The 14,244-nt window shown below is 63.6% G+C and carries 9 protein-coding genes; 5 read left to right on the forward strand and 4 right to left on the reverse strand.

The genetic code is table 11. The features are described from left to right. Positions 1 to 43 precede the first annotated feature (43 nt). Together H3309_RS07675 and H3309_RS07680 are read left to right on the forward strand one after the other, a co-directional pair. Positions 44 to 2,110, forward strand: a complete 2,067-nt coding sequence (locus tag H3309_RS07675) for a TonB-dependent siderophore receptor (protein WP_182298168.1) — start codon at positions 44 to 46, stop codon at positions 2,108 to 2,110. Further along, the gene (locus H3309_RS07680) at positions 2,110 to 2,940 is read left to right on the forward strand and encodes a DJ-1/PfpI family protein (protein WP_182298169.1); all 831 of its coding nucleotides are present in this window, start codon (positions 2,110 to 2,112) and stop codon (positions 2,938 to 2,940) included. Before H3309_RS07675 ends, H3309_RS07680 begins: the two co-directional genes overlap by 1 nt. Positions 2,941 to 2,999: 59 nt before the next feature. On the opposite strand, the gene H3309_RS07685 is transcribed toward H3309_RS07680, so the two are convergent. From H3309_RS07685 to H3309_RS07695, 3 genes are all read right to left on the reverse strand, one after another. After that, positions 3,000 to 3,788 carry a choice-of-anchor W domain-containing protein gene (locus H3309_RS07685; protein WP_182298170.1) on the reverse strand — a complete coding sequence of 263 codons (789 nt, stop codon included), beginning with the start codon at positions 3,786 to 3,788 and terminating at the stop codon, positions 3,000 to 3,002. Positions 3,789 to 3,904: 116 nt separating this feature from the next. Then, positions 3,905 to 4,447, reverse strand: coding sequence for a RecX family transcriptional regulator (locus H3309_RS07690; RefSeq protein WP_182298171.1), 543 nt, complete (start codon positions 4,445 to 4,447; stop codon positions 3,905 to 3,907). Positions 4,448 to 4,648: 201 nt separating this feature from the next. After that, positions 4,649 to 5,164, reverse strand: coding sequence for a hypothetical protein (locus tag H3309_RS07695; protein ID WP_182298172.1), 516 nt, complete (start codon positions 5,162 to 5,164; stop codon positions 4,649 to 4,651). 222 nt (positions 5,165 to 5,386) lie between these two features. Here H3309_RS07695 and H3309_RS07700 point away from each other — a divergent pair, with 222 nt between their 5' ends. From H3309_RS07700 to H3309_RS07710, 3 genes are all read left to right on the forward strand, one after another. Then, on the forward strand, positions 5,387 to 7,165 hold the full coding sequence (locus H3309_RS07700; protein ID WP_182298173.1) for a fatty acyl-AMP ligase: 1,779 nt from the start codon (positions 5,387 to 5,389) through the stop codon (positions 7,163 to 7,165). 201 nt (positions 7,166 to 7,366) lie between these two features. Continuing rightward, a complete protein-coding gene (gene ubiA / locus H3309_RS07705) occupies positions 7,367 to 8,257 on the forward strand; it encodes a 4-hydroxybenzoate octaprenyltransferase (RefSeq protein ID WP_182298174.1) in 891 nt (296 codons plus the stop codon). Positions 8,258 to 8,266: 9 nt separating this feature from the next. Then, the gene (locus tag H3309_RS07710) at positions 8,267 to 9,613 is read left to right on the forward strand and encodes a TldD/PmbA family protein (protein WP_182298175.1); all 1,347 of its coding nucleotides are present in this window, start codon (positions 8,267 to 8,269) and stop codon (positions 9,611 to 9,613) included. Positions 9,614 to 9,758: 145 nt separating this feature from the next. Here the strand turns inward: H3309_RS07710 and H3309_RS07715 are convergent, their stop codons facing one another. Beyond that, entirely contained in the window at positions 9,759 to 14,168 is a 4,410-nt protein-coding gene (locus tag H3309_RS07715; protein ID WP_182298176.1) for an AAA family ATPase, read from the reverse strand. Between the last annotated feature and the right edge of the window lie 76 nt (positions 14,169 to 14,244).

Below are 14,244 nucleotides of genomic sequence, written 5' to 3' on the forward strand. Positions count from 1 at the left end.
CGGCCTCGCCCGGTCGCCGACCCCTGTTGCATCGAGAAAAGCCATGTCCCGTCTTTCCCGTCCCGCCATCGCGGGCCTCTCCGCCCTGCTCATGTCCCCCGCGCACGCCACCGAACCCGACAGCTGGACGCCCGAGATCATCGTCACCGCCCGTCCCGCCCCCGGTTACACCGCCACCGACGCCGCCGTGCTGCGCAGTCCCGTCCCGCTCCTCGACACGCCGCAATCGGTCCAGGTCCTCACCGACCGGCTGCTGCGAGAGCAGGACCGTTCGACCCTCGCGGACGCGCTGCGCAACATCTCCGGCGCCATCCCGGCGCTCCCCTCCGAAGCCGTGCTGGCCAACCCCCTCATCCGCGGGTTCGAGGCGGAGATCTTCACCGACGGCCTCATCGGCTATGGCGACACCGCCGTCATCGACCCCTCCTCGCTCTGGGCGGTCGAGCGCATCGAGGTCGCCAAGGGCCCCACCTCCGTCCTGTTCGGTGGCGGCACCGGCGCGCCCTTGGGCGGCCTCATCAACCTCGTCTCGCGCACGCCAGAGGCCGGCCTGAAGGCCCGCGCCGAGCTGCGCGGCGGCAGCTTCGGCCTGTGGCAGGGCCGCGGCGACCTCAACTGGGGCACGCCCGACGCGGGCTTCCGCCTGCTCGGCGAATACACCCGCAACGGCGACCCCATCGACGCCGTCACCATCGACCGCTACAGCCTCAACCCCTCCGCCCGCGTGGCGATCGGCGACCGCACCGACCTGATCCTCCGCGGCGCCTTCAGCCGCGTCGCGCAGCTCGAATATGCCGGCCTCCCCGCCGAAATCGCCCGCCTGCCCCAGGTCGCCGATTTCCGCTTCTCCGGCGCCACCGATGCCCCCCGCACCACCATCCGCAACATGACGCTCGATGCCGTGCTGAGCCACCGCTTCACCGACGCGCTCAGCGCCACCGTGCAGGCGCGCCGCTACGAAAGCCGCTTCGATGAACAGGCGACCTTCCCCTTCCTCGCCGTCTTCCCCCTCACCGGCACCCGGGCCTTCCTGTTCAAGGGGCGGCTGCCCGTCGCCGTCGACGAAAGCACCGTCGATGCCAGCCTGACCGCGCGCTTCACCACCGGCACCCTCACCCACACCCTGCTCGCCGGCGTCACCCATGACAGCACCCACTATCGCGGCGCCATCGGCTTCGCGCCGCTCGGCAGCATCGATTATGCCGACCCCCGGTCGGACATCGCCTATGGCGCCCCGCCGGCCACACGGCCCGTCACCAACCGCTACCTGACCGACGCGCTCTACCTGCAGAACCAGATCGCGGTCGGCCCGCTGAACCTGCTCGCCGCGCTGCGCACCTCGTCCCTCGGCCTGCGTGAAATCACCGGCGGCGCCGGCACCAACCGCCGCTGGAACCGCTGGGATCCGCGGCTCGGCGCCACCCTCGCGCTCACGCCGGGCGTCAACCTGTTCGCCGGCTGGGCCCAGGGCTCCCGCCTCACCCTCTTCTATGCCGGCAGCACGCCGCCGGTGCCCGAAACCAGCGACAGCGTGGAGGCTGGCGTCAAGCTCGCCCGCCCCGACCTCGGCCTGTCGGGCACTCTCGCCGGATTCCGCATCACCCGCCGCAACGTCCCCACGGCCGACCCGCTCAACCCCTTCACCCAGGTGCAGTCGGGCGAACAGCGCAGCCGCGGGGTCGAGGCCGACCTGATCTGGGAACCCACCCCCGCCGTCTCGCTGCTCGCCAGCTACGCCTTCACCCGCGCCACGGTCAGCCGCGATACCAGCATCCCCGTCGGCAATCGCCTGCCGCGCGTCCCCGAACACAGCGGACGGATCGCCGCGCGCTACCGCCTCCTCGACGGCCCGCTCCAGGGCCTCGGTATCGGCGCCGGCCTCACCGCCGCCTCCGCCGCCGAGATCACGCTGCCCAACCGCCTGCGCGGCGACAGTTGGGCGGTCGTCGATGCCCAGGCCAGCTACCAGGTCGGCCGGGTCCGCCTCGCCGCCTCGGTCGAGAACCTCTTCGACCACCGTTATTTCATCCCCTATCAATATCTCGGCCAGGCGGTGCTCCGCCCCGGCGACCCCCGCACCGCCACCCTCACGATCGGAGTGACCTACTGATGCACAGTCTCGACCGCCGTGCTTTCGCCGGCCTCGCCGCCCTGCTGCCGCTGCTCGCGTCGGCCCGCGCCAGCGCCGCCAACCCGCCCGTCAACCCCACCGAGCATATGGGCGCCGATGCCCACGCCCGGCTGATGGCCATCCCCGGCCTGAAGATGCATGGCAAGGAACAGCTGGCGATGCTGCTCTACCCCGGCTTCACCGCGCTCGACCTCGTCGGCCCGCATTATTTCTTCGCCTGCATGATGGGCGCAAAGGTGCATCTCGTCACCACCGAGCCGACGCTGGCCCCGGTCGTGTCGGACCTCGGCCTCGCCATCCAGCCCACGGTGACGCTCGCGGACGCCCCCGAAGCGCTCGACCTCGCCTTCGTCCCCGGCGGCACCATCGGCACGCTCGCCACCATGAAGAATCCGGCCGCGCTCGCCTGGCTGCAGAAGCTCGCCGCGCGCGGCACGCGGATGACCAGCGTCTGCACCGGCTCGCTGGTGCTGGCGAAGGCCGGCCTGCTGAAGGGGCGCCGCGCCACCTGCCACTGGGCCGGCTTGTCCGAACTCGCCCGCTTCGGCGCCATCCCCGTCGCCGAGCGCGTCGTCCACGATGGCCCGGTCACCACCGGCGCCGGCGTCTCCGCCGGCCTCGATTTCGCCCTGGCCATCGTCGGCGAGCTGCGCGGGCAGGCCTATGCCCAGGCGCTGATGCTGCAAGCCGAATATGCGCCGCAACCGCCCTTCCCCGGCGGCACGCTCGCCACCACCGACCCGGCGCTGCGCGAGGCGATGCAGGCCATGCTGCAACCCTTCGCCACCCAGGTCAGGGCCCTGGCATAGGAAAAGGGCGGCGAGGTCACCCCCGCCGCCCTACAGGCCAACCGGCCCTCCAATCAGGATCACGCCGTCGCGCGCGCGCCCTTGCGCCGCAGCGACACGCCCACCGCGCCAAAGCCGATGATCATCATCGCCCAGGTCGCCGGCTCGGGAATCGCGCTTACCGGCATCTCGATCAGCTTGATCTGCGCCGCGATGTTCGACCCGTTCGGCCGCTGCCCGGTCCAGCTCAGCGTCGCCTTGCCGGCCAGCCGGAAATCGCCGACCACGCCCTCATACAGGTTGATCGCGGTCGCATTGGTGGCGCTCAGGCTCGCCAGCGCCTGGTTGGTCGTCATCAGGTCGCTGTAGCTCAGGTCGCTCAGCGCGATTCCGCCATTCGTCCCGCTGCGCGCCCGCAGCACGAAGGCATTGATGTCGCCATAATAGCCCTTCGTCGAGCTCCAGGTCGTCGCGCCCGGGCCGACGCCCAGCGAGTAGGTCACCGTCGTCCCGGTGCGCACGATGCTGAACTCCACCGGGCTGCCGTTGACCCAGGGCAGGGTCGATCCGCCGCCCAGCGGCGCATAGTTGGTCAGCGCGTTCACCACGCCCGTTCCCACCGGCACCGGCTCGCCGCTGCTGGCGTTCGGCACATGCAGCCCGCGGGTGTAGCTGTTGCCGCCGATCCGCACCTGGCCCACCGCGCGCTCGGTCGGCACCAGCGCATTGTTGTTCACCGTCGGCAACCCGCGCGTCACCGCCAGATAGCCGCCACCCAGCTCGAACGCGGCATCATTGTTGCCGCTATAGCTCAACGTCACCGCCGCCTGCGCCGGCATTGCCGCCACGACCATTGCAACCGGCGCCATCAGAACCGCAAAAGCCCGAATCATCATCGAACAACCCCTGTAGGATTTGTTTACAGTTTTCCCTGTATCGCGCCTGACGTTGGCGTCAACCGATCGGTGCAGGCTTTTTACACTGGTTAACTATCTTCCACTGCCTCCGCCGCCTCGATCGTCTCCGCCCGCAGGATTGCCCGCGACAGCGCCATGCCGTGCCCCGCCCGCAGCATCGCCGCCAGTTGCTTCTCCTGGCCCTTGCGCTCCTGCGGCGCCCCCCACGGCCCCAGCCGCTTGCGCGCCGCAAACCGCATCGCCGCCGCCACCCCGTCCACCTCCGCCAGCGCCTCCTGCGTCGCCTCCTCGCCGATGCCGTCCGCCCGCAACCCCGCGCCCACCCGCCGCGCCCCCAGCCCGCGCGCCGCCATGCCCCGCGCCCGCGCCCCGGCAAAACTCCTGTCACTGACATAGCCCAAATCCGCCAGGCGCGCCGCCAGCGCCGCCAGGTCAGGCTCGCCGTCCCCCGCCCAGCCCCGCAGCCGCAGCTTCGTCCGCAGAAACCGCACCAGCTTCGCCTCACTGGTCGCGTATCGCTCGACATAGCGCAGCGCCAACGCCCGCACCCCCGCCTCGTCCAGCGGCGGCAAGTCCCTGGGGCGGCGATGAGACCGATCGTCAGCAGCCATGCCCCGTCCTAAAACCCTTCCCCCCACGCCGCAACCACCCCGCGCCGGCCGCGCCCAGCCCGAAAAACATCAAGTGGCAGACCACCCGACAGTCAGCGCCCGATTTGTCGGGGGGAGCTCACTGCACACCATCAGTCGTCAGTCGCGTGAAACTGACGAGAATGTCCCAGCTTAGGCTCATGCCACGCCTGGCAACTTAGATTACAATCCACGATTGGTGTTAATCAACTCTGCGTCGTTCCATTTTGCGGCGCGACAGCCGATATCCGAGCATGAAAAATGGGGATCGTCAGTCTGAACCAAAGCAATTAGCAGCTTTGATTCCAGCAGATGGTCGCGAGCAGAACACTCGATGATATCCAGAATGACGCGAGCCAGATTTGGATCGCTGCCGACTAAGTGGTGAAACCCAGTAAACACTAGCGCGGCCCGGCGGGAAGGACCAAAAGGATAATGCTGCAAAGCATCGTTCAAGGCGTTAAGATTGCCACTCCAAGGCTCATACCCAAACTGCTCTAGCCACTTCAAAGCCCGCGAAATTTGTACCTCAAAAGATGGCGGTTGAGAGCCGCATGAAACCTCCGCGACCTCATAACCTAGTGCTACTAAAGCCTGCTGGGCACGAGCGAGGACGACGGGGCTCCAAAATAGGTTTATGGCTCCACCACATAAAAGTGGCCAGTCGGCCCGGATAAAGTCAGCTTCGCTTTCGAACATATTTCGCTATCTTCGTTGAGTATACGTCGGTTTTCAAGCAGATTGGTGGCTCTGTCTAACGTCCGAAACCTCGTTGAAACCCGTCAGCCCCAGATTTCAGCCACCCACCCACCCTCCCCCCTCAACCGTTGCCCTTTTGTTGCCATAGTCGGGCCGTCTTTTGAACGCGGCGCCGGCTCATGCCAAGGGTCCGCCAAACAGAGTCAACCGTTCAGGGACCCCATGGTGTCGCAACCCGATCAACAGCCCACCCCGCTCCTTCCCGGCATCCCGGTGCCCGCCAACCGGTTCGATACGTTGACCGACGCGCTGGACTATGCCGCCACCGCGGCCACCGGCTTCAACTTCTACAATGCCCGCGCCGACTTGGTCCGCGCCTATCCCTTCGCCGAGCTGGTTGCCGACGCCCGCGCCCACGCCCGCCGGCTGCTGCTGCGCGGCATTCCCGTCGATGCCGACGGCAGCCCGATGCGCGTCGCCCTCATCGCCGAGACCGGCCCCGATTTCGTCGCCGCCTTCTTCGGCGCGATCTACGCCGGCGCGCTCCCCGTGCCGCTGCCGCTGCCCACCAGCTTCGGCGGCCGCGACGCCTATGTCGGCCAGCTCCGCATCCAGCTCGAAAGCTCCGGCGCCGCCCTGGTGCTCTGTCCCGAGGGGCTGTTCGACATGGTGGCCGATGCCGCGCCCGCAGGCTGCGAACCCCTCGGCTGGCAGGCCTTCGCCGCCCTCCCCGCGCCCGACATCGCGCTTCCCACCGCCAACGCCGATGCCATCGCCTATCTGCAATACAGCAGCGGCAGCACGCGCTTCCCGCACGGCGTCGCCGTCACCCACCGCGCGCTGATGGCCAACCTCTACGGTCATGCCGTCGGCGTCCGCATCCGTCCCGGCGACCGCGTCATCAGCTGGCTGCCCTGGTATCATGACATGGGCCTCGTCGGCGGTGTCATGTCCCCCATCGCCTCGATCATGTCCGCCGACTATATGGCGACCGACGATTTCGCCCGCCGGCCGCTGTCCTGGCTCACTCTCATCAGCCGCAACCCCGGCACCACGCTCAGCTACTCCCCCACCTTCGGCTACGACATCTGCGCGCGCCGCATCAGCACGCAGACCCAGCCCGCCGGCCGCTTCGACCTCAGCCGCTGGCGCGTCGCCGGCAACGGCGCGGACATGATCCGCCCCGATGTCTGCCAGGCCTTCGTCGATGCCTTCGCCCCCGCCGGCTTCCAGGCCAGTGCCTTCGTCCCAAGCTATGGCCTTGCCGAGGCAACGCTCGCCGTCTCCATGGTCCCGCCCGGCGAGGGCATCGTCTGCGACCTGGTCGACGAACGCCGCCTCGCCGGAACGGGGGTCGCCACCGGCATCGCGGAGGCGCCCACCGATCCCTCCCGCCCCGTCCGCTACCGCGCCATCGTCGATTGCGGCGTCGCGCTCCCCGGCCTCACCATGCAGATCCGCGGCGACAATGGCGAACCCCTGCCCGACCGCGCCATCGGCCGCGTCTTCGTCCACGGCCTCGGCGTCATGGCCGGCTACTTCAGGGACCCCGCCGCCACCGCCGCCTGCCTCTCGCCCGATGGCTGGCTCGACACCGGTGACATGGGCTATCTGGTGAACGGCCGCATCCACATCGTCGGCCGCGCCAAGGACATGATCATCCTCAATGGCAAGAACCACTGGCCGCAGGACATCGAATGGGCGATCGAGCAGCTGGAGGGCTTCAAGGCCGGCGACATCGCCGCCTTCAGCCTCACCACCAGCAGCGGCGAGGAAGCGCCCGCCGTCCTCGTCCAGTGCCGCACCACCGACGACGCCGAGCGCGCCCGCCTCAGGGATTCGATCCGCGCCAAGGTCCGCAGCCTCACTGGCATGAACTGCGTGGTGGAACTTGTGCCGCCCCGCACCCTGCCCCGCACCTCGTCCGGCAAGCTCAGCCGCACCAAGGCCCGCCAACTCTACCTCAGCGGCGAAATCATCCCCCTCAACGTCGCCGCCTGACCCCTCTCCCGCTTGCGGGAGAGGGCGACTCGCGCGACAGCGCGAGCGGGGTGAGGGCCGTCACGCCAGCGCCCCCACGCCCCCGTCACAAACCGCGCCAGTCCCTCCCTCGCCTGCGGGGGAGGTCGCACGAGCGCAGCGAGTGACGGAGGGAGCGCCCCCCCCTTCACAAACCCCCCATCCCCCGCCAAACCCTCCCCCATGACCCCCGACGCCCGCCCCGGCTGGATCGACCACCTTCCCCGCACGGCCCAGAATTACGCCCGCCTCGCCCGCCTCGACCGCCCCGTCGGCATCGCCCTCCTGTTCTGGCCCTGCGCCATGGGCTGGACCCTCGGCGGCAACCCCGCGCTCTGGCTCCTCCTCCCCTGGTTCCTCCTCGGCGCCGCCGCCATGCGCGCCGCCGGCTGCGTCTATAACGACATCATCGACCGACGCCTCGACGCCCGGGTCGCCCGCACTGCCGCCCGCCCCCTCGCCAGCGGCGCCATCTCCGTCACCAGCGCCTGGGCCTTCCTCATCGCGCTCAGCCTGATCGGCCTCCTCGTCCTGCTCCAACTCCCTCGCCCCGCGCAGATCATCGCGCTGGGCAGCCTCGCCCTTGTCGCCGCCTACCCCTTCATGAAGCGCCTTACCTGGTGGCCGCAGGCCTGGCTCGGCCTCACCTTCAACTGGGGCGTCCCCGTCGCCTGGGCCGCCACCAACCCCACCCTCGCCGACCCCCTCCCCATGCTCATGCTCTACGCCGCCACCCTCTTTTGGACCCTGGGGTATGACAGCCTCTACGCCGTGCAGGACCTCGAGGACGACGCGCTCGCCGGCATCAAATCCTCCGCCCGGGCGCTGGGCCCCAACCTCCAGCGCGGCATCGTCCTCTTCTACACCGCCACCATCCTGCTGATGGCCGCCACCCTATACCACCTCCGCCCCGACCCCCTCGTCCTCGCCGCCCTCCTCCCCGCGGCACTCCACCTCGCCTGGCAGGCCCACAAAGCCCGCGCACCGGACAGCCGCACCGCCCTCACCCTCTTCAAATCCAACGCCCGCGCCGGCCTGCTGCTTTTTCTGGCGTTGGCGGTCGCCAGCTTCTAAGCCCACCCCATGCTCTCCCCCGAAAACGCGCAGGACCGCCTCGCCCTCGCCCTCGCCCACGCCCGCCGCCTCGGCGCGGACGCGGCAGATGCCCTCTACGTCGCCGACGCCTCCACCGGCATCGGCGTGCGCATGGGCGCGCTCGAGGACATCGGCCGCTCCGAAGGCGAAGAAGTCGGCCTCAGAATCTTCGTCGGCAACCGCTCCGCCCAGGTCTCCACCTCCGATCTCTCCCCTCGCGCCCTCGAAACCGCCGCCGAACGCGCCCTCGCCACGGCCCGCGAGGCGCCAGAGGACGCCTTCGCCGGCCTCGCCCCCGTCGACCGCCTGGCGCAACCGCCCTTCCCCGACCTCGACACCTTCGACCCCACCCTAATCTCCGCCGACCGCCTGAAGACCCTGGCGCTGGCGTGCGAGGACGCCGCCCGCGCCATCCCCGGCGTCACCAACTCCGAAGGCGCCAGCGCCGCTGCCGGAGAGGCGGTGATGGCGCTGGCCACCAGCCACGGCTTCACCGGCGGCCGGCGCGGCAGCAGCTTCTCGCTCTCCGCCAGCGTCATCGCCGGCGAGGGCGCGGGCATGCAACGCGATTATGACTGGCACAGCACGCGGCATTTCGCGGACCTCGAATCCCCCGAAACCATCGGCACCCGCGCCGGCACCAGGGCCATCGCCCGCCTGGCGCCGATCAAGCTCGACAGCGCCGCCATGCCCGTGGTCTTCGATCCCCGCGTCGCCGGCTCGCTGCTCGGCCACCTGATCGGCGCCATCACCGGCAGCGCCATCGCCCGCAAGACCAGCTTCCTGCTCGATGCGGAGGGCACCCAGGTCTTCGCCACGAACGTTCGCATCCTCGATGACCCGCACTGGCGCCGCGGCCTCGCCAGCCGCGCCTTCGATGGGGAGGGCCTGCCCACCGCCCCCACCACCATCATCGAAAACGGCATCCTCACCAGCTACCTGATCGACAGCGCGTCCGCCCGCCAGCTTGGCCGCGCCCCCACCGGCCACGCCAGCCGCGGCATCAGCGGGCCCCCGTCGGCCGGTGTCACCAACCTCTTCCTGGGCGCCGGCAGCGAAACCCCCGCCAGCCTCATGGCGGACATCAAGCTCGGCCTCTATGTCACGGAACTCATTGGCATGGGCGTCAACGGCCTCACCGGAGACTACAGCCGCGGCGCCGGCGGCTTCCTCATCGAAAACGGCGAACTCACCCGCCCCGTGAACGAGGTCACCATCGCCGGCAACCTCCGCGCCATGTTCCGCGCCCTCACCCCCGCCAACGACCTCACCATCCGCCACGCCATCAACGCCCCCACAACCCGCATCGACGGCATGACCCTGGCGGGCAACTGACGCCCCGTTTGCGCTTTCCAACCACTACTGAACTTCGCAGTTCGAAAATTAGTAAATCATGATTAATGACCTTCAAATTATTAGTCAAAATAGCATGTATATATCTTCATCACATGAAATTATTATAGCTCAGACAATGATAGATTTAATTTCGAATTACTTCCTTTGCAGCTTCTTCTGCTCCATATGCGCCTGCATCCAAGAGCTTTTCATATACGTCCATAGCTCTTGCTCTAAGCGGCCCGTCGTTGCGTTGGAGGGCGATGGAAACCTGCACAAAATCCTTGTCGATAAAGCCGCGATGCTGACCACCCTTTTTGTCGACGATCAGTTCGGCCATCCGCTCCGTAACGTGCATCACCGGCTCATCGAAGCCGGGATACAGCAATAGAGATTGCAGCCCATCGGCGAACCTGCCGGTCAATGATGCTGCCAGTAGCTCTTGGTTTTCAGCTACGGCGTTCACCAACTCACGCGTTAAATCATCAGCGGAAAGCGTGTCTCGTTTGTCTACAGCAGATGAAAGCGCATGGGCCTGCTCACCTGTCGCATTGGGTGCGAATTTCATTAAGACTTGGTGTGCTAATGGCCTAAGCACAGTGTCCCCATCCCGCCAAGCTGACGCGGCGGTGAAGAGCTGACCGGTCAATTTCCAAGATGCTTCTTCGGTCAAATGTGCTCTTAGTTTCAATGCTATCGGGTTATCTGGATGAACTAATACCATCGCCTGCGTATATTCCGCAGCCGCTTGTACGAACGGCTCCTCTCCCGTTTCAAACCACGCCGTGATGATTTCGATCAAAACATGATCAGGGAAAATCGGGCGATTTTTCCAAAGCACTCCTACAAGTTCCACGCTTTGGAAAATGCGTCTGTCCTTGTCCCACAAAGCGCGGATAAGCGCCTGCACGCGGTCACGATCAGCCCAGTAAAGCCAGTCGGATTGCCAACATAACAGGAATGACCAAATGTGGGGGTCTTCATCCTTTTTCGCCTGCTCCTCAAGGATCGAAATCCACTGCTCATAATCTCGTTCTTCGCGCGCGATCAGGCCTTTGAATATGGCATCTAGGATCGAAAAGTTGTCTTGCGGCACGATCCGCATTCCATGCAATCCATGGGCGTGAAACAGGAAGGGCTGAGGCATTTCCCGCTCGCGCTTGTTCCGCTCCTCATTTCGGGCTTCAAGGTCCAGCCGATCCTCTATATCTTTTGCAATTTTTGCCGGATCGTTTTCCAGCCACCCCTTCATCATCGCAATCGAATTGTCGGGTAGACCGGAGATCTTTCCTGCAATTCGTGCGAGTGACCATGAGGCAAATGTCTTCCATGTATCAGACGAAAAGCCACGATCCGAAAGTTCATGGATCAACGCCAGAAGCTCATCAGCGGCGTAATCCTCACCTTCGGTCAGCTTATGAACCAGTTCGGCGGCGGCGTGCTCATGCCGACCCGCAACGAATTTCGTCCTGGCCATAACAATCGCCCGCTGTGGTTGCTCTTTTCCAAACTCGGCAAAAGCGCGTGATAGCTCTACCACACCGCCATCCATCGAGATTGGCCGACGTCGGGAACGGCCTTCGCTGGTATCGTTGATTTCATCCAACATCTTGAAGATGTCGTCATCGCGGGCTTTCAGCATCGCGGTATGTGCCATCGGCGACCCCACAAACGAGGCCATCATTCCACCTCGCTTTCGAGAAACTGGCCATTTACGCGAAGCGCGACGTTCGGCAACTTGCCGCTTCCGTTGTGACGACAGAAACCTGTCCGGCAACCTTTTCAAGAGCTCGATGCGGTTTTCATCAGCCCATTTTAGCCGCTTAAGGCGAAGGGAAGGTTCGTCGCCTTCGTTAAATTCGGGACCGTATAGGCTCCATTGTTCGATCCTATCTCGAATTTTCTCGACATCCCGATCCGGCAGATGAGGTGCAATTACCTCTATTAGCTCTTGTGACGTCAACCCGCTTTCTATTGATGACATCCCCGGCTCCAACTGGACATGTGCATCTCCAAGACAGAGCCTGCGCTCATCGGCCAAAAGGAATTTAGCGGCATCCGCTGCCAGCGCTTCGGCACTAGCGATATAGGCATGGGCAACAATTTCTTGCGCTTGTTCAATCTCAATTTTAGCTAAAGCAGAGAGATAAGGTCGCGCTACATCAGGCTGAATTTGTGCGAAGCCATTGACCGCATCCCGAAACGCCTCAAGAACGTTGTCTCTCTCTCGATCAAAATCCCAATCCCAAGAAAGCGATTGAGATTTCGGATACCGCTTATAACCTTCGTTGAAAGCACCGACATCTTTAGCGGCGTAAACAATAAAAGCGTCCAGTAACTCTTCTGCAAACTCCCTGGGAGCTGCGTCAGCTAGCTTCTGCACGTTATGCAGTGAGGGATTTTGGCGGCGGTCAGTTTCAAGAGCGCTGAACCATAGGGACACAATTCTAGCGGCTTCACGAAATCGGCCATCTCCTCGGAGAGCCGACACAAAGTGCGATATTGCATACTCTTCAATTTTCGTTCGGCCCAATATGGTTTTGACCAAGTTTTCGACCGCATCACTTATGATGCCAGATTGCTCGACAACACGAAAAACTAGACCGTCCTTTTCTGGCTGATCCCAATGCTGTCCGATGAGCTTAACGACGCTATCTGCATCTAGCCGTGCCTCGCCTGCCAGCAGCCGTATCGCGGTCCAATGAAACTCATCGCTTGTCATCAAAATGCCAAGGCACTTGCCAAGCAGGGATCGCCATTCAAGCCAATGATCCGCTAGTTTTCCTAGGGCACGATTAGCAAGGATCGGATCGCTCTGTATCAATGCTTCCACCCACGCGCCTTCTTGCAAGGTCGGGAGACGAACGGTCGCAATGACGTCTACGATCAGATGCTTCACGTGACGCCGAGTTTTGGTTTGCCAAAGAAGGGCAGAAACGGCCCGTCCATAAGATATTTCATCGACGTGCCGGAGGCGCTGCAAAGCCCGAAGCAAAGTGCCGCGAACAAAGAGGCTATCCTGGTTCTGCCATGCATATTTGGCAAGATCGGTCCCTGTTTTGAAACTTTTGGCCTGAAAATCGTCAAGCCATGATTGATGACTGAACCCCACCTTTAGACCGTTGCGGACAAGTAACCCCGCCGCTTCTGCAATTGCGAGTGCATCTTTGTGTTCTGCAACGAAGGCATCCAGCGGTCGCCACAATGTCTCTGTTTGCATCATCTCATTGACGAGCTTTTCCATCAATCGAAGCACGGCTTGGCGGCTCTGGTCATTCCCCAGATCAGCAGTTGCCAGCCACATATTCAGCAACTCACCGCTTGCCACGTCATCTACGCCGATGCCCCGCGACACCAAGTCCACAAACAGCTTGAGAGCAAACGGGCGGCGTAGGGTTTCCCGGAGTTGCACCGTGATTTTGTCGCCGTCGATCCCAAGGAGGGTCAAGAATGTCAGAACATTCTCCACCGATGGAAGACTGAGAATGATTTCTTCAGCCCGTAGTTGCTGAAAACGTGCGTCATGTGACGCTTCAAATGGCCGTGACGAAACAATTACGTGAACCGGAAGGGACCGATCCCGGACATTCCGGACAAGTCGCAGCAGCACCTTCATGCGATCAGACGAGCGATCCATCACATCGCTTACCGCATCGAGCTGGTCGATAATTAACACCACCGGCTGCACGCGGGCCAACGCATGAAGTTCATCCGCCAACGGTCCGACCATTCCCAATGCACGGCCTACGTCGTCGAATGTGGCAACGGTTGGCGGCAACGTGTCAGCCTTGATGCCAAAAACGATGAAGTCGCCAGCTTCCAGCTCGTCGGTAAGTTTCGACAGCAAAGCGGACTTTCCTGATCCAGCTTCGCCAATGAGCAGCGTCGAACCGCTGCGTTCGCTGGCAATCCGGTTTTTCAAACGCTCCAATTCAGGTCTCAGAAGCTCGCGCCCCTTAATGTCTCTCGGCCAACTGCGCAGCTCATCTGACCCGGCTTTCGCGTCTTTTCGTGCATCCTCAACATCGACAGCATCAGCATCGCTTGCCCTTTGTTGCCGGTGCAAAATTTCGATAATTGTGTCCGTGTTTTTGAGCGTATTTTCGATTGCCGAAAAATGACCCACTTCCCGCCAGTGCTTCGATTGGTAGAATTGAGATCGAAGCTCGCGAATCATTGCGGCAAATGCATCTTTAAGCTCGGCCGGCTCCGTTTGAAAAATCTGCTTAAGCGTGTCGTCAGCACTGTCTCCACCGGCAAAGCGCTCAACGAACATTGCAACAAATTCGCTTGCCAATCCATCTGGGTCAGGTAGCTTTGATGGATCAATAATCATGGTTTGCAGAATTGGAACAAATACACCGTTTACAAAACTCACTGACCGCAAATCAGCAGCTAATGCCGGTGCCCTTAAAACACCTGCTTCAATTGATCTTGATCCAATTTCCGCAATTTCTTTTTTGGCACTACCCGATTTGAAAAGATCGACACTCTTTTGGCCGGCGTAGCCCAGCGCAGACTCGCCAATCGCCCCAATAATGATTTCAACCAGCATGGCGCCTTGTATCTCAAAATTTCGTCTTTGGGCAAGGTAATCGCGCCTAGCATCCCGCCCCCTTGACATGCCACCT

The organism is Sandaracinobacteroides saxicola, assembly GCF_014117445.1.
Taxonomy (GTDB): domain Bacteria; phylum Pseudomonadota; class Alphaproteobacteria; order Sphingomonadales; family Sphingomonadaceae; genus Sandaracinobacteroides_A; species Sandaracinobacteroides_A saxicola.